The following is a 15,702-nucleotide window of genomic DNA, read 5'->3' on the forward strand; positions in this document are numbered from 1 at the left end:
TAACCGGATGGTCAGTGAAGGATTTAATGAATATATATCCTGTTAAATGTTCTTCCTCGTCCATTAAAGGTCAAATCCTAAATGAATTATGTTGGAGTAAATATGTATTAAGGGTATTCGTACCTATGCGAGCGTGGCCATGTATGGAAAAAGTGAGATAATAGTAAACTAGCCCATATTTTACTTCTCTAAATAAGTAGTAAAGAAATACTTATTATATAGTACTAATTGAGAAAAACAAATATTAGAGTTTATTGATATAAAGATTGGAATCGTTTACCATATCATTATAACAATACGATGGGGAGAAATTTGTATGTCTGAATTTGAAAATGGAGGGGCGGTTGCTATTAAGGGATTTAATTTCCAAAAGGCAGCAATTAGCTTAATAGCAATTAAAAATTACCATAAACCTAACTTTCATATATTTGTAGAAGCTAAAGACGATTTTGAAGTAAAGTATGATGGTTATGAAGCTTATATTCAAGTGAAAAGTAAAAAACTAAGTTTAAACCAACTATTAAATACTAAAGATGGAAAGTCAATCCTTGAAAAAAATCTAAGTAATGGAAACAAAAATTCATATTTTAAAATATTTGTTAAATCATTCGCTGAAACGGATATAAAAAAAATGATCGAATTGTCTGAAGGAAATATTTGTACACCTTTATACTCGTACAATGACGAACAAAAGAAATCTATTCTTGATGAGCTAAAAAATAGTGAGAAGATAGAAGAGTTTGAAGACAAGTTATTATCTAGTTATATTTATATCCCACCTTTTAAAGATAAACTTGCTGAGGCTATTCCTGTGTTACTTGGTGAAATGGCCTTGAATGAAATCGATGTTAGCCATAAAAGGGGACAAATAGCGGTAAATGAACTTTTTACTCTTATTGATCAAAAAAGCGAATATATTGTGAAAAGTGAGGAGGATTTTCAGAAAAAGGCGATTTTAAAGGAGGACCTAAAAAAAGTTTTTAAACTGTCTTCTACCTTAGACGCATTTGATGAACTCTTGGAATCTACTTTGGATTCGTTCTTTTTAAAAAAACAAATTAAAAAAGAACAGTTGAAAATAACACACTTTTACTCAATCGAAAAGAAAGCTGCTCAAGAAAAATTGATAGGTTTTGATTTGTTTAGTGGGACAGAAGATGAAGTAATTAAAAATGCAGTTAGAATTTGTAATAAAAGTAAAGAATTCCTGAGTTTAAACGATCCATCTAAGAAAGCGATTGTGATTGAAGTCTTGGCGGAAATGAGTGAAGGACTATGATTATAGAAAGATTGATAATATTAGATTATGAAAATGAAGTTGCAAATGAATTTAATTTCTCTAAAAATGTTAATGTAATTACTAGTGATGGTACCACCGTTGGAAAATCAAGTTTGATCAAATCTTTGTATTATGCTTTAGGATTTGAGATTAAGCAATTTCCACATGGGTGGAATTTTAAAACAATGCGATTCCGTTTAGATGTGCAAATTAACGAATCAGCTTATTTTATTATTCGAGATAATTCATTATTCTATGTTTCAGATTCAGAAGGTGCATTAACCCTTACGGAGTTTTCAGAATGGTTACAGCAAAAGCTATCTGTGAACATGATGTTAAAATTAAGAAATTCTACTACAAATGAACTTTCATCTGTTTATGCAACAGAAATATTGACACCATTTTACCTTGATCAGGATAAATCGTGGAATGGATATATATTTAAGAATACCTCAGATTCATTAGGGCGGTATTCAAATATTCCCCAAGATATTCTAGAGTATGTTCTGGGTATTTCTAACAAGGAAATACTTGAGAAAGAAACTGAAAAAGGAAATAATCAAAAACAAGTTAATCAAATTACTTCGAAAATAAACGTATTAAACAGCCTCCAAGAAGAATATGCTGAACAAACCGAAATGATAGATTCATCACCTTATGATATTGATGAACTCAAGGTAACTTTTAATAATCACTTAAAACAGTTAAGTAGAGTATCTAAAGAAATTTCAAACAAAAAGAATAAGATGCTTTCTTTGAAAGCAAATCAAGATTTAAACTCTCAAGATAATGTGGAGCTAGAGAAAATATTAAAAGTTAACAAGAAAACATACAAAGAGGTTGAACTAGAATGTGTGCATTGTCACTCAAAATTAACTCTTGAACAGTCACTAACAAGGCTAAAGTTAAAAAATAATCTATTAGAAATACAGAATATGCTTGATTCTAATAGAAAGGAAAATGAAAAATTACAATTAGGTATTGAGGAGTTACAAACCGAAATTAAAGATTTGAGTTCGAATTATGTAATTTTAACCCAACAGAAAAAGGAAATTCAAAATATTTTAAGCCTACAAAAGTTTATTGATTTGGAGTCCAAAAGATTAGCAAATGAAGAGTTCTTAAAAGTTATTGACAACCTTAATACAAATAAAACTAACATAGAAGAACTAATCAAGAGGCTGGCAAAAGAAATAAGGGAGCTGAAAAAAGATCAGAAGGAGAGAAAGGCTGAAATAAGTAAAAAATATAACGAGATATTAAGTGATATTAACTTTCGTTTTGGTAGCACTAAATTAAGTGAGGTTGAATTCTTTAATTTTAAGGAAGTTAAAGGAAGTGGGATGGATAATAATAAAACGTTACTAGCATTGTATATTACATACATGAGACTGGTGGCAGAATACGGTATATACACTATCCCATTTGGAATAGATTCCTTTGTAAAGAATGAAATTGATGAAGCTACTGTCCCAATAACTTTCAAGGAAGTTGAAAGGTATGTGTTGTCTAATTCTAATCAAACTTTTTTTGCAACTATCTCTGAAAACTTAAAGTACTTATCTAACCTAGATACATATAATATAATGAAATTGACTAAACCACTACTTAATAAAGTTAATTACAAAAAAATGTTATCTCAAGTTAGTTATATTAAATAATATCTTTGGATTTTCTTATCTCTATAACTCTTTTTTCTACTATGTCTAACTAAAATAAACTCTTCCCAGTAAAAACAAACTTTTCCTAATAAGACCTGGATTTCGGTAAAATAAACAATTCCGATTTCCAGGTCTTTTTCATGCGCAGCCTTTGCCCTGACTGTCATTTCTCAAATTACTCTTCTTTCTCTTTTCAGTAATCCTAATTTTAGTAGGTGAAAAAAGGAGGAGAATAGGCGAAAAAAAGAACATTTTTGATTTAAAGACAGTTGAAATGGGACTTAATCGAAAAACCTTATTATTCGCTTCTGCAATTCAGTATCTGAGCAATACTAAGTATGTGAGAGCCTGATTTTTCAGGAATATAATGTAGTAACCTAGATAAAGTACCTAACCTTCCACTTCTTATCAGTTTTTCTTTGCCATTTTTAATTACACGTATTAATATGTACAAAATTTACTGTCATTTGATAAAAAGAGCTTAATCATGCTATAAGTGTATAAGAGGAAAGAACATTTTTACTGTTTTATTTTTGGGATATAAGTTTTGGTACTTATAATGAAAGGATTTGAATGTAATGACGATAGATAATTTCTGGCGTGAATTACCACGGCCTTTTTTTGTACTGGCACCAATGGAAGATGTGACAGATGTTGTGTTTCGCCATGTAGTAAGTGAAGCAGGCAGACCGGATGTGTTTTTTACAGAGTTTACAAACTCGGAGAGCTATTGTCACCCGGATGGGAAGGATAGTGTGCGCGGGCGTTTGACTTTTACAGAGGATGAACAGCCAATGGTGGCTCATATATGGGGAGATAAACCTGAAAACTTCCGGCAAATGAGTATTGGTATGGCGGAACTAGGATTTAAGGGTCTAGATATCAATATGGGCTGTCCTGTACCTAATGTGGCAGGCAATGGGAAGGGAAGCGGCCTTATTTGTCGCCCTGAAGTTGCAGCAGAATTAATACAAGCTGCAAAAGCAGGGGGATTGCCTGTAAGTGTGAAGACAAGGCTTGGTTACACGGATGTGGACGAATGGCGCGACTGGCTGACACACGTTTTGAAACAAGACATTGCTAATCTCTCCATTCATTTGCGCACAAGAGCGGAAATGAGCAAAGTGGATGCGCATTGGGAACTCATCCCGGAGATTAAGAAACTTCGTGACGAGGTGGCACCAGATACTCTTTTGACGATCAATGGGGATATTCCTGACCGTCAAACTGGCTTGGAACTCGCTCAACGGTACGGTGTTGATGGGATTATGATTGGCCGCGGTATTTTTAAAAATCCATTTGCTTTTGAAAAGGAGCCGAAAGAGCACAGCAGTAAGGAATTGCTTGATCTCTTAAGGCTGCACCTGGATCTTCATGATAAATATTCAAAATTAGAAGCCCGACCGTATAAGCCTCTTCCTCGCTTTTTCAAGATTTATCTCCGTGGATTCCGCGGGGCGAGTGAATTAAGAAATCAATGCATGAACACAAAGTCAACGGATGAAGTGCGGGCATTGCTCGATGACTTTGAGATAAAGTATCTTGATGGGGTGGAGCAACAGTAGAAGTATCCTAATTCTTTGTTCAACTATGTCTAACTAAATAAACATCTCCTAATAAGACCTGGATTTCGGTAAAATAAATAATTCCGATTTTCGGGTCTTTTTCATGTGCAGCTCTTGTCCTAGCTGTCTTTTCTCGAATTTCTCTTCGTTTTCTTTTCGGAAATCTTTATTTTAAATGAGAAAAAAGGTGAAAAAGAGGCGAAAAACGGTCGATTTTAAACCGAAAAAGGGTGAAAATGGGGGTTTTAATATAGACGCGCTCCCAATTACAAATAGCGCAGATACGGACTATGTTCCGTTTGCCAAGGGCTTCCGTCTACCGTGAAGTGTCCAGCTAACTGGAGCGGGCGGTAATAAACTGCTGAAGGAGAGGGGGGAGACCTCTCTTTTTTTTGTTTAGACATGCAGTGAAAATAAAATAATGGTACATTGATAAGAGATATCTTATCAAGGGGAGAAAAAAATGAAACGACTATGCATCATTCCCTGCGGCAAGAAAAAAATTTGGGATGCCCATCCTAATGCCGGGCCGGAAAGGGCGGAGGACGCTTATCTCAGCCCGTTTCATCAGGCGTGTGAGCGATATGCGAAAGCCTTTTTCGATGAGTGGGTGATTTTGTCGGCGAAGCATGGGTTCCTGCGCCCAGATGACATCGTGCCGGAAAATTACGATGTAACGTTCGGAACCAATCATTCCGAGATCATGTCAGCGGAGGACCTCAGTTCGCAATTTCGCAAAAAAGGCTTTTTGCAGCATGAAGAGCTTGTCATGCTTGGCGGAAAAAAATATCGCAGTGTGCTTAGCGCCGTAACCGGGGAACACCAACGCATCAGCTACCCACTGTCAGCTTACAAAGGCATTGGTTACATGCTCCAGGCACTGAACAAGTCTGTTGAGGAAATGAAAGAAATCAATTAGCGGAAAGAAGCCCTCATGGATAAACATAAATAGCAAAACAAAAACAGAAGCCGTAAAACGCTTATTATTCAGGCGGTACAAGGAGAAGGACGGGAATCGGTTTTATGAGAAATATTCAGTAGACTTTTCACAAGAAACTAGGGACAAGAAATTTCCGAGGAAATAAAATAGTCGATAAGTGTCAAAAGACCGGATGAAAGTCCGGTCTTTTTTAGTTGATATACAATTTGAGACACATCATATTCATACAGAGACAAAATGAGACGGCTGTCTCATTTTGTCTCCTTACCTAAGTGAAACAATCCCGTTATTTCTTGTTTTTTAGCTGTTTGAAAAGCTGGCACGGTTTTTGCATCTATAGTAAGTGAACCTTAAATAGAAGGAGGCTCACTACATGGAACTGTTAAAACGTGAAGGCTTGTCATTAACCGAGGAAAAGGCGCTGTGGATGTATCAAAAGATGCTGGAAATCCGGGGATTTGAAGACAAAGTGCATGAGCTGTTCGCAGAAGGAGTGCTTCCCGGATTCGTCCATCTGTACGCCGGTGAGGAAGCAGTTGCAGCCGGCGTGTGTGCCCATCTGGATGATGGAGACAGCATTACGAGCACCCATCGGGGACACGGGCATTGCATTGCGAAGGGCTGTGACTTAAACGGTATGATGGCTGAGATATTCGGGAAATCTGCCGGGTTATGCAAAGGAAAAGGCGGTTCTATGCATATTGCTGACTTGGATAAAGGCATGCTTGGGGCGAATGGAATCGTCGGGGGCGGCTTTACGCTTGCATGCGGATCTGCGCTGACAGCTAAATACAAAAATACCAATAATGTAAGCGTTTGCTTTTTCGGAGACGGCGCGAACAATCAGGGCACATTCCATGAAGGACTGAACCTTGCCGCGGTTTGGAATCTTCCCGTTATATTCGTTGCTGAAAATAACGGCTATGGAGAAGCGACGCCGTTTTCATATGCCTCAGCCTGTGATTCTATTGCAGACCGGGCGGCCGCTTATAACATGCCTGGTGTGACTGTGGACGGAAAAGATATTTTAGCAGTCTATCAGGCGGCGGAGGAGGCAGTTCGTCGGGCAAGAAATGGTGAAGGACCTTCTTTAATAGAATGTATAACGTACAGAAACTACGGCCATTTCGAGGGAGACGCCCAAACCTATAAAACCAAAGAAGAAAAAGCGGAGCATCTTGAAAAAAGGGACGCTATTAAAGGTTTTAAAAACTATTTATTACAAGAGCAAACAGACGAGAATAAGCTGTCCGAGATAGAAAAACATGTGGCACATTCAATAAAAAAAGCAGTTGAATTCAGTGAGGAAAGTGCTTATCCGGGTGAGTCTGAGCTGCTGACAGACGTATATGTATCTTATTAAAAGGGAGGAATTTAAATGGCGAGAATAGTGAGCATGTCAGACGCGATCAATGAGGCCATGAAGCTTGCGATGAGAAATGACGAAAACGTACTGTTAATCGGCGAGGATGTGGCTGGGGGCGCAGATGTGGATCATCTTCAAGATGATGAAGCATGGGGCGGCGTTTTAGGTGTCACCAAAGGACTTGTTCAGGAGTTCGGCCGCAGCAGAGTGCTCGACACGCCAATTTCAGAAGCGGGGTATATGGGTGCGGCCATGGCGGCGGCTTCAACAGGTCTCAGACCGATTGCCGAGCTGATGTTCAATGATTTTATCGGCACATGCTTTGATCAGGTCATTAACCAAGGAGCCAAATTCCGTTATATGTTCGGCGGAAAAGCGCAGGTGCCGATCACTGTCCGCACCACATATGGAGCTGGATTCAGGGCGGCCGCCCAGCATTCACAGGCGCTCTACGGCCTTTTTACAAGCATACCCGGTCTGAAAACCGTTGTGCCGTCCAATCCTTATGATGCCAAAGGCCTTCTGCTTTCAGCCATTGAAGACAATGATCCGGTTTTCTTTTTCGAGGACAAAACATCGTACAACATGAAAGGCGAAGTGCCTGAGGAGTATTACACGATACCGCTTGGAAAGGCGGACATTAAGCGGCAGGGAACGGACGTGACGCTGTTTGCGGTTGGGAAGCAGGTGAATACAGCCCTTGAAGCGGCAGAGCAATTATCGGTCAAAGGAATTGAAGCGGAGGTTCTCGACCCGCGCAGTCTGTCTCCTCTTGACGAAGAAGCTATTCTGGTTTCTCTGGAGAAAACGAACAGGCTGATCATTATAGATGAAGCGAATCCCAGATGCAGCATCGCCACAGATATTGCGGCGTTTGTCGCTGACCAGGGGTTTGATTTGCTGGACGCACCGATAAAAAGAATCACTGCGCCGCACACACCTGTGCCGTTTTCACCGGTGTTGGAGGATATCTATTTACCGACACCTGACAATATTGTAAACGTAACGTTAGAGCTGCTGGGTGAACCGCTGGCGAATTAAGAGGGGGGAGAAACGAATGGCTGTAAAAGTGGTGATGCCGAAATTGGGAATGGCAATGAAAGAGGGAGAGGTATCCGTCTGGAATAAACAAGTCGGCGATGCTGTCGAAAAAGGTGAAAGCATCGCAAGCATCAATTCGGAAAAAATTGAAATGGAAATCGAAGCGCCTGAAAACGGCACTCTGCTAGATATCAAAGTCAAAGAAGGAGAGGGCGTTCCGCCGGGGACTGCGATTTGTTATATCGGTGAAGAGGGGGAGGCACTTCGGGAGAGTGAAAATGAAAAGCCTAAAAAGGAAGAGCAAAGTCCGCCGCAGAAAACAGAAAATAAAATCACCCGAGGCATTAAACAGGCGGCGAAAAGCAGAGTGAAAATCTCTCCTGTTGCACGAAAAATCGCTGAGAAAGCCGGTATACCGATCGAAACGCTCGAAGGAACGGGACCCGGAGGCAGAATTGTCAAAGAAGATGTGTTAACGGCGCTTTCGGCGACATCCGAGCAAAAACCGGATGAAGCCGTCCATGAAGAAAAAGAACAAAAGCAGACAATGACACCGATGAGAAAGGTTATTGCCGAAAGAATGCACGCCAGCCTGCAAAACAGCGCCCAGCTGACGATCACGATGAAAGCAGATCTAACGGACCTGCTCAGCCTGCAAAAGCAGCTTGCGTCCGCTGCCAAAGAACGCTTCGGCACTAAGCTGACAATCACGCATTTTGTATCAAGGGCGGCGGTGCTTGCATTACAGCAGCACCCGCAGCTAAACAGTGCCTATCAAGACGAACGGATCATCACATATTCTCATGTTCACCTCGGAATGGCGGTCTCCCTTGACCGCGGTTTGGTCGTTCCGGTCATTCGCCATGCTGAAAAGCTCTCGCTCATTGAGCTTGCCAAGCAAGTTTCAGAAAGCGCAGAAAAAGCCCGTCAAGGGAATATGGCAAGCGATAATCTGCAAGGTTCAACTTTCTCAATAACCAATCTGGGCGCCTATGGAATCGAGCATTTTACACCGATTCTAAATCCGCCGGAGACAGGGATTTTAGGTATAGGCGCAAGCTATGACACACCTGTTTACAAAGGAGAGGAGCTTGTCAGAAGCACCATTCTGCCGCTCAGCCTCACCTTTGACCACAGAACCTGTGACGGGGCCCCGGCAGCAGCATTTCTGAAAACGGTCAAAGAATATCTCGAGGAACCAGCCGGATTGATTTTATAAAGAAAGCAGGTGAATATGATGACACTGGCCATTATTGGCGGCGGCCCGGCGGGTTATGCAGCCGCCGTATCCGCGGCTCAGCAAGGCAGGCAGGTGATTCTCATTGAGCAAGGACAGCTTGGCGGAACCTGCCTCAATGAAGGCTGCATTCCGACAAAATCGCTGCTCGAAAGCGCGAATGTACTCGACAAAATCAAGCATGCCGAAACCTTCGGGATTACACTACCCCATGGCAAGATCACTATTAACTGGGGAAACATGCAGAGCCGCAAACAGCAGGTCGCCGATCAGCTTGTACAGGGTGTGCAATTTCTGATGAAGAAAAATAAAATAAAGACAATTCAAGGTACGGCTTCGTTTCTTTCGGACCGTAAGCTCTCCATCCATCGGGAGGACGGGCGGAAGGAAATCGCAGAGGCCGAGCATGTGTTAATTGCTTCGGGATCTGAACCGGCCTCGCTTCCGTTTGCTCCGTTTGACGGCGAATGGGTGATTAACAGCAAAGACGCATTGACGCTTCCTGACATCCCAGACTCTCTCATGATTATTGGGGGCGGTGTTATCGGCTGTGAGTTTGCCGGACTGTTCGGCAGACTGGGAACGAAAGTCACCATCATTGAGGCCGCTGATCAGCTCATCCCGGCAGAAGACGCTGATATTGCCCGGCTGTTTCAAGAAAAACTCGAGGAAGAAGGCGTGGAGATTCACACCTCATCCTCTTTACAGCGGGTCGATAAAGCAGCTAAAACCGTCATATATAAAAGCGGCGGGCGGGAAGCCGAAGCGCATGCAGATTATGTATTGATTGCAATCGGCAGAAAACCCCGTATCTCTGGACTGGAGCTGGAGCAAGCCGGAATCAGCTTTTCCTCAAGCGGAATTCACGTGAATGAACATATGCAGACGAATATTCCTCATATCTATGCCTGCGGAGACGCAGCAGGCGGAATTCAGCTGGCGCATGCCGCGTTTCACGAAGGGGTGATCGCCGCTTCACACGCGTCGGGGCGCGATGTCAAAGTCAACGAGAGAGCGGTGCCGCGCTGTATCTATACCTCTCCGGAAATCGCCTGCATCGGAATGACAGAAAAACAGGCGAGACGCGAATACGGCCATGTGCAAATCGGCGAATTTCCTTTTTCAGCGAATGGAAAGGCTCTCATTAAGAATCAATACAGCGGTAAAATTAAGATTATAACCGAACCGGAATTCGGAGAAATCATCGGTGTTTCCATGATCGGCCCGGATGTCACAGAACTGATCGGCCAGGCGGCAGCCATGATAAACGGAGAGATGACAGTTGATATGACAGAGCATTTTATCGCCGCGCATCCGACACTCTCGGAAACCCTTCAGGAAGCTCTGCTAAGCACGATCGGACTTGCGGTGCATGCATAAGTAATACTGATAAAACCTTCTGACAAAGTCAGAAGGTTTTTAATATTGAAAGCGCTTTATTTTTCCCCTACAATAAATGAAAAGGGCATTTTTCAAAAGGGAGGAGCGAACAAAGAATGAATTCGATCCCGAATGATCTGCAGGTTTGGAAGCGCTTTGTGAAAGAGGGAGTGCTTGATGAAGCCCGTCTCAGTAAACGGATTGCCGAATCATGGCACCGCTGCAAAAAGGCCGAGGTGAACCCTTATCAGAATAAAGGCCCCGCGGTGTTAGAGAAAAAGAAGCTCAGCGATCAGGCGGAAAAACATTCGCTATTCTTAAAGACCGCTATTCCATATTTAGAAAAACTCCGGCCTTTTTTAAAAGACATGGAAATGATGGGGCTTCTGATTGATGCAGACGGCGTTGTGCTGTCCTTGGAGGGCCACCGCCGCACACTGCATGAAGCACGGCAAATTAACTTTAGCAAAGGGGCGTGCTGGACGGAGCAGGCTGTCGGCACAAACGCGATTGGCACTGCACTTCAAATCAGCGAACCTGTGGCAATTCAAGGGACAGAACATTATTCGCTCGCTTCCCATAATTGGAGCTGTTCAGCCGCTCCCATCCGTTATGAGGACGGCCGCCTAGCCGGGATTATTGACATTTCGTGCCCGGCTCCCCGCGCTCAGCCATTTATGCTTGGGATCGCTACAGCCATCGCATACGCTGCGGAACGGGAATTGGCTGCCCAAAATCGCTTAGCAGAGCTGGAGCTGCTCAGCCATTTTTCCGGTATGGAATCCTCCCATGTGCCGGCCGTTCTTTGCAATGAGCAAAATAAAATTATCGCCGCCAGTGTGCCCGTCCGTCATGCCATAACAGAATGGTGCGGAATGGCGCTTGCCGAAATAGAAGATCAAGGTTTTAAGATAGAAAAAGCCGTCACCGTGCAAAAAGGATACATCTGTTTCTATTTATCTGAACGGAAGAAAAAGCCGGCTTTTTTGTTCAAGGGGGCTGCGGGAATAAGCGGAAAATTCCAATCCGTGCTCAAGGATCTCGAGCGCGTAGCAGCCGTCGATGCATCAGTTTGTCTGACAGGAGAAACAGGGACGGGAAAGGAAGTCGCCGCTCGTGCGCTGCATGAAAACAGTTCCCGCAAAAACGGACCGTTTATTGCCGTAAATTGCGGGGCCATACCCGCAGATCTCGTAGAAAGCGAGCTGTTTGGCTATGCTGAAGGAGCCTTTACGGGAGCGAAACGAAACGGTTATAAAGGGGTGTTTCAAAGAGCTGATAAAGGAACGATTTTTTTAGATGAAATCGGTGAAATTTCCCATGCTATGCAAGTGGCGCTACTTCGGGTGCTCCAGGAGCGAAAAATCATGCCGGTAGGCGGAACAAAAGAAATCCCGATTGATATCAGAGTTGTAACTGCCACACACTGTGACTTGCGTAAGCTTGTCGAAAGCGGGAAACTGCGGGAGGATTTGTTTTACCGTCTTCATGTGTTTCCGATTCGGCTTCCTCCTTTACGAGAGCGACCCGAAGATATTCCCGCCCTCTTTGCCTGCTTTAAAGAAAAAAACAAGTGGAATGCAGAGCTTCCCCAAGAATTTCTGGAAACCTTGAAAGTGATGGAGTGGCCCGGAAATATCCGCGAGCTGTTTAATGTATTTGAACGTCTTTCGATCATCTTTCCGGACGGCCGATTGAAAAGCCGCTCGCTCCCATCATTGCTTCAAGCGGCAGGACTCCCGACAAATCACGAGCGGGCAGAGAAGGACAGCGCCGCTTCACTTACACTCCGTGAACATATCCAAAAAAACATTATCATCAGCGCTTTGGAATCTACAAATGGAAACGTATCAAAAGCTGCTGAGATGACAGGCATTCCGCGCAGCACATTTTATAAACGGCTTAAGAAATTCAAGGTGTCGCCATAGAATATTTTCATGTGTTCAAGGAAACGTTACCTTTATATTGAAAAAGGAGGCTGGAACATTGGACACACAGCGAGCAATAGAAATTGCTGAGTCCGCCGAAATGGCGAATGTCACATATAATGGAGTTCCGATCTATATTCAGCATGTAGACGAAGACCACGGAATGGCGAGAATCTTTCCGCTGGATGAGCCCCAGAAGGAACACGAGGTTTTGTTAACCAATTTAAAAGAACATTAATTGTCAGACTGCAAAAACCGGTCCTGCTAATACTAGCAGACCGGTTTTTGTGAAAAACTATCCTCTCGGAGCAAAAAGCATGACGCCGACTCCGAAGAGACAGATCAATGCCCCCGCCCAGTCATACAGATCAGGCGTTTTTCGATCAATAAGCCAGCCCCACAGCACGGCCAGCACGATAAATACGCCTCCGTAAGCGGCATATATACGGCCAAATGAAGGGAACGTCTGAAACGTCGGAAGAACGCCGTAGACAATGAGAATCAGCGCCCCGGCAATCCCATACCCAACCGGTTTTGTCTCCCTAAGCCACAGCCAAATCAAATACCCGCCGCCAATCTCCGCTGCCCCTGCTGCGAGAAACAAAAGAATCGACAAAAGCATTTGCAGCACTCCTAGTTACCAGTGATCGTTATTTCTCTTATTATATAGTAACAAGCAGTTATGAGGAGGGGCGATTGAAGAAATCACAGTTTCGGGTTATTTTCAAATTCTTTTAAATACACATTTCTCTGGACTTCAGTAAACTGGCTGATCCAATTGGTTTGCGCTTCATTATTCATATGGGGCAGTATGTATCGCTCAACGGCTTCGAAAAACAAAGGGTTAGGAATGATGTTCCAAGTAGGAATTTGAATCATCTTATTTTCAACTGTTTGAATCATGATATCTTCTAAAAAAATCCCTTTTACACTGGTCTTATGTCGATTCATTTCAATCTTCTTAATGTCTTTGAATTCTACGGTGTGTCTATCAGTAAATATTTCACCAGCTTCTCCTGTTTTCAATCGAAAGATCACATTTCCTCGCTTTGTAAATGCCGGAAACAAGATGATAAATAGATATAAACAAAACAAACTGAATATCAATCCGGCAGGTATTGCTATCAAATAATATTTCGTCTGAAAGGTAATTCCCATATAAAAGAGCCATAAACAAGCTAAGCCCATACCGCCAGAGGCGGCAAATGCCCAGATTCTAAAGAACATTCTGCTTCTGACTTCAATGATTTCACTATTTTTCAATGGTCTTCTCCTTTTAAGAATTCAGGTTGATGTTCTTTTCAAAAATGATTTCTTTGACATCATTTTTATGAGCAGGCACGATAGAAAATTCATTTTGAGTGATGCCGGTTACAAGCCATGTAAAGCGGTTGCCTGGAATAACAAATGCCATTTTTGCCACTTCCGGCGTGTTGTCTTTATCGTACAGAAGATGCATCATCGTATCCATTTTTCCTTTGCGCAAAGACAGATCCTGCACAAACTGAGATACGCCTTCTCGGTTACCATGCTTATCAAGGAATTCCATCATACGTGATTGGTTCTCGGAAACGCCCTCAAGGAGCTGTTCAAATTCCTCAGATGTAAGTGTCAGGACCGGACCGCTCTGTTCTTCTGATTCTATTATATGTAAAAATTCGGATGTTTTTGCATATAATTCTTCTTTGGAAGCGATTGTCATGATTCTATGTACTTGCTGCTCATGTATTACTTGATGAGAATAGATCCCTGATTTTGATACGTGACAGGAAAAGTTCAGCTCATTGCCGTTCTGCTCATCAAATTTTGACATTTTCACCGTATAGTCAGCATCATTTAACACATGAATAAACGGGCGATATTCTTCCTTCAGCCGATATTGATGATTGCGGTACTCCGCGACCTCTTTAGCTAAAAGCGAACGGCAGGCCGCTTCAAATAAAAATCCGAGCTGCTCATCTTCCATGTCAGGAAAGTAGTTTTGTTTCATTGCCATGCCTTGTTCAAAAAACCCTTCGCTATAAAAACAAAAAATAAGTTCTTCAATACTGATCCTAAGCTGGTTCATTATCATTCTCCTATCCAAATGAAAGTTTGCCTCTGAGGAAATGGCTTGCGCCGTTTAACAGTGATCCTGCTGTTTCCTTTGCCTTGTCCACGCCTTTTTTCGCGCTGTCTATTCCTTTATGAATCGTTCGGTTGGCCGTCTCTATGCCGTCATTCACCAACTTCACGGCTTTTCCGGCTGTTTCCCAGCCTTTTCTCCCTGTATCAATGACTTTGTGAATGGGGTCTTTCAGTTTAACCGCCGCTTTTTCGGCAAAACCTGCCGTGAATTTGGCGATTTTTTCTCCGGCTACTCCTCCTACAAATGAGCCGGCTGCGCCAAGCACAACTGTGCCTGCAGGACCCGCTAAGCTTCCAATTGCACCGCCGACTACAGCTCCGACAGTTGACCCGCCGGCAATAAATACCGTATCATTTACAGCTTTTCCGACGGCTTTCGCATTTTCCCGCTTCAATACTTCCGGGTTGTTTTCGTATCTTGCATAATTATCGGCGATTTTTAAGCCCGCTCCGACTGTTTCGGTTGCTCCTGTTATGATGCCTGCCGTTATCATATTTCCTTTCGCAAATTTAAGGCCTGTTTTCCCGACATCTTTTAGTGTTGAGCGGACCCCGGCTTCGTCTGCTAATCCCTTTGTATAACTTCTTACACTGTTTGAGAAATTCACCGCATCCTGCGGAAAGAACTTCGTGAATTTTTTGTGGACTAAATCTGCAAAGGGCTTGTTTGTCTTTTTATATAGATATTTCGGATTGAGAAGGACTCTGGCCGCTTTTTGATAACGAGAGCTATCGACAGTTCTGGAAATATCCAATAATAGCTTCGAGTGCTGGGCTGTATGCAAGCCGCTGCTTTGCTTTACAAATGTCGTCAGCCCTAATCCGTAATATTTTCCCTGAGTAATCATGAGACCTGATAAGCTTGCCATCGTGCCATATTTGTCATATACGTTATAAAGCTTTCTTAAAATATCATCTTTCTCAACAAATTGATCACTGGTTTTTCTGATAAAGATCTCATGATCACTTAGTTTGCTGACGAGCGCGCTTCCCGAGCCCCATGCATCGCCGACACCTGAAAAACAGCTGCTGTACTGCGGATCGCATTGTAAGATCAGCTGTGCCAGTTCGAGATGTAAGTCTTTATATTTGTTTTCCATATCCTTTAATTCTGTGACAAAATCATTTGCCAAATGTTCTAGCTTATCGGGATCAACTGCAATTTTTCCTGACATGGC

The 15,702-nt window shown here is 42.6% G+C and carries 14 protein-coding genes; 10 read left to right on the forward strand and 4 right to left on the reverse strand.

The features are described from left to right. The first annotated feature begins 316 nt into the window (after positions 1–316). The 10 genes from AXI57_RS08370 to AXI57_RS08420 all read left to right on the forward strand — a co-directional run bounded on the left by AXI57_RS08370 (position 317) and on the right by AXI57_RS08420 (position 12,635). On the forward strand, positions 317–1,279 hold the full coding sequence (locus tag AXI57_RS08370; RefSeq protein WP_061669798.1) for a hypothetical protein: 963 nt from the start codon (positions 317–319) through the stop codon (positions 1,277–1,279). After that, the gene (locus tag AXI57_RS08375) at positions 1,276–2,940 is read left to right on the forward strand and encodes a coiled-coil domain-containing protein (protein ID WP_061669799.1); all 1,665 of its coding nucleotides are present in this window, start codon (positions 1,276–1,278) and stop codon (positions 2,938–2,940) included. The genes AXI57_RS08370 and AXI57_RS08375 overlap by 4 nt, the downstream gene beginning before the upstream one ends. A 578-nt stretch (positions 2,941–3,518) precedes the next feature. Beyond that, positions 3,519–4,505: a tRNA dihydrouridine synthase gene (locus AXI57_RS08385; protein WP_061669801.1), complete on the forward strand. Its 987-nt coding sequence runs from the start codon at positions 3,519–3,521 to the stop codon at positions 4,503–4,505. 463 nt (positions 4,506–4,968) lie between these two features. Further along, positions 4,969–5,424: a DUF6884 domain-containing protein gene (locus AXI57_RS08390; RefSeq protein ID WP_061669802.1), complete on the forward strand. Its 456-nt coding sequence runs from the start codon at positions 4,969–4,971 to the stop codon at positions 5,422–5,424. A 394-nt stretch (positions 5,425–5,818) separates the two neighbouring features. After that, positions 5,819–6,808 (forward strand): thiamine pyrophosphate-dependent dehydrogenase E1 component subunit alpha, encoded by a 990-nt coding sequence (locus AXI57_RS08395; RefSeq protein WP_004430515.1) that lies wholly within the window; start codon positions 5,819–5,821, stop codon positions 6,806–6,808. A gap of 15 nt (positions 6,809–6,823) precedes the next feature. Continuing rightward, complete coding sequence (locus AXI57_RS08400; RefSeq protein WP_061669803.1) at positions 6,824–7,852, forward strand: alpha-ketoacid dehydrogenase subunit beta; 1,029 nt, start codon at positions 6,824–6,826, stop codon at positions 7,850–7,852. 16 nt (positions 7,853–7,868) lie between these two features. Continuing rightward, positions 7,869–9,071: a dihydrolipoamide acetyltransferase family protein gene (locus AXI57_RS08405; RefSeq protein WP_061669804.1), complete on the forward strand. Its 1,203-nt coding sequence runs from the start codon at positions 7,869–7,871 to the stop codon at positions 9,069–9,071. Positions 9,072–9,089: 18 nt separating this feature from the next. Continuing rightward, positions 9,090–10,469 (forward strand): dihydrolipoyl dehydrogenase, encoded by a 1,380-nt coding sequence (lpdA, locus tag AXI57_RS08410; protein WP_061669805.1) that lies wholly within the window; start codon positions 9,090–9,092, stop codon positions 10,467–10,469. Positions 10,470–10,585: 116 nt separating this feature from the next. Then, entirely contained in the window at positions 10,586–12,397 is a 1,812-nt protein-coding gene (locus AXI57_RS08415; RefSeq protein WP_061669806.1) for a sigma-54-dependent Fis family transcriptional regulator, read from the forward strand. A gap of 58 nt (positions 12,398–12,455) precedes the next feature. Then, on the forward strand, positions 12,456–12,635 hold the full coding sequence (locus tag AXI57_RS08420) for a small acid-soluble spore protein H (RefSeq protein ID WP_061669807.1): 180 nt from the start codon (positions 12,456–12,458) through the stop codon (positions 12,633–12,635). Positions 12,636–12,692: 57 nt separating this feature from the next. On the opposite strand, the gene AXI57_RS08425 is transcribed toward AXI57_RS08420, so the two are convergent. From AXI57_RS08425 to AXI57_RS08440, 4 genes are all read right to left on the reverse strand, one after another. Further along, positions 12,693–13,019 (reverse strand): YnfA family protein, encoded by a 327-nt coding sequence (locus AXI57_RS08425; RefSeq protein WP_061669808.1) that lies wholly within the window; start codon positions 13,017–13,019, stop codon positions 12,693–12,695. Between the two features lie 83 nt (positions 13,020–13,102). Continuing rightward, positions 13,103–13,660: a YfjD family protein gene (locus AXI57_RS08430; RefSeq protein ID WP_061669809.1), complete on the reverse strand. Its 558-nt coding sequence runs from the start codon at positions 13,658–13,660 to the stop codon at positions 13,103–13,105. A gap of 13 nt (positions 13,661–13,673) precedes the next feature. Next, a complete protein-coding gene (locus AXI57_RS08435) occupies positions 13,674–14,465 on the reverse strand; it encodes a hypothetical protein (protein WP_061669810.1) in 792 nt (263 codons plus the stop codon). A 10-nt stretch (positions 14,466–14,475) separates the two neighbouring features. Next, entirely contained in the window at positions 14,476–15,699 is a 1,224-nt protein-coding gene (locus tag AXI57_RS08440; RefSeq protein WP_061669811.1) for a hypothetical protein, read from the reverse strand. Between the last annotated feature and the right edge of the window lie 3 nt (positions 15,700–15,702).

Origin of the sequence: Bacillus atrophaeus (assembly GCF_001584335.1) — a bacterium.
GTDB classification, from domain to species: domain Bacteria; phylum Bacillota; class Bacilli; order Bacillales; family Bacillaceae; genus Bacillus; species Bacillus atrophaeus.

What these genes read in the sequence shown, in the direction of transcription:
- AXI57_RS08390 (WP_061669802.1), top strand. Translation starts at nt 4,969, where the DNA reads ATGAAACGACTATGCATCATTCCCTGCGGCAAGAAAAAAATTTGGGAT.
- AXI57_RS08370 (WP_061669798.1), top strand. Translation starts at nt 317, where the DNA reads ATGTCTGAATTTGAAAATGGAGGGGCGGTTGCTATTAAGGGATTTAAT.
- AXI57_RS08375 (WP_061669799.1), top strand. Translation starts at nt 1,276, where the DNA reads ATGATTATAGAAAGATTGATAATATTAGATTATGAAAATGAAGTTGCA.
- lpdA (WP_061669805.1), top strand. Translation starts at nt 9,090, where the DNA reads ATGACACTGGCCATTATTGGCGGCGGCCCGGCGGGTTATGCAGCCGCC.
- AXI57_RS08425 (WP_061669808.1), bottom strand. Translation starts at nt 13,019, where the DNA reads ATGCTTTTGTCGATTCTTTTGTTTCTCGCAGCAGGGGCAGCGGAGATT.
- AXI57_RS08395 (WP_004430515.1), top strand. Translation starts at nt 5,819, where the DNA reads ATGGAACTGTTAAAACGTGAAGGCTTGTCATTAACCGAGGAAAAGGCG.
- AXI57_RS08415 (WP_061669806.1), top strand. Translation starts at nt 10,586, where the DNA reads ATGAATTCGATCCCGAATGATCTGCAGGTTTGGAAGCGCTTTGTGAAA.
- AXI57_RS08435 (WP_061669810.1), bottom strand. Translation starts at nt 14,465, where the DNA reads ATGAACCAGCTTAGGATCAGTATTGAAGAACTTATTTTTTGTTTTTAT.
- AXI57_RS08440 (WP_061669811.1), bottom strand. Translation starts at nt 15,699, where the DNA reads ATGTCAGGAAAAATTGCAGTTGATCCCGATAAGCTAGAACATTTGGCA.
- AXI57_RS08400 (WP_061669803.1), top strand. Translation starts at nt 6,824, where the DNA reads ATGGCGAGAATAGTGAGCATGTCAGACGCGATCAATGAGGCCATGAAG.
- AXI57_RS08405 (WP_061669804.1), top strand. Translation starts at nt 7,869, where the DNA reads ATGGCTGTAAAAGTGGTGATGCCGAAATTGGGAATGGCAATGAAAGAG.
- AXI57_RS08385 (WP_061669801.1), top strand. Translation starts at nt 3,519, where the DNA reads ATGACGATAGATAATTTCTGGCGTGAATTACCACGGCCTTTTTTTGTA.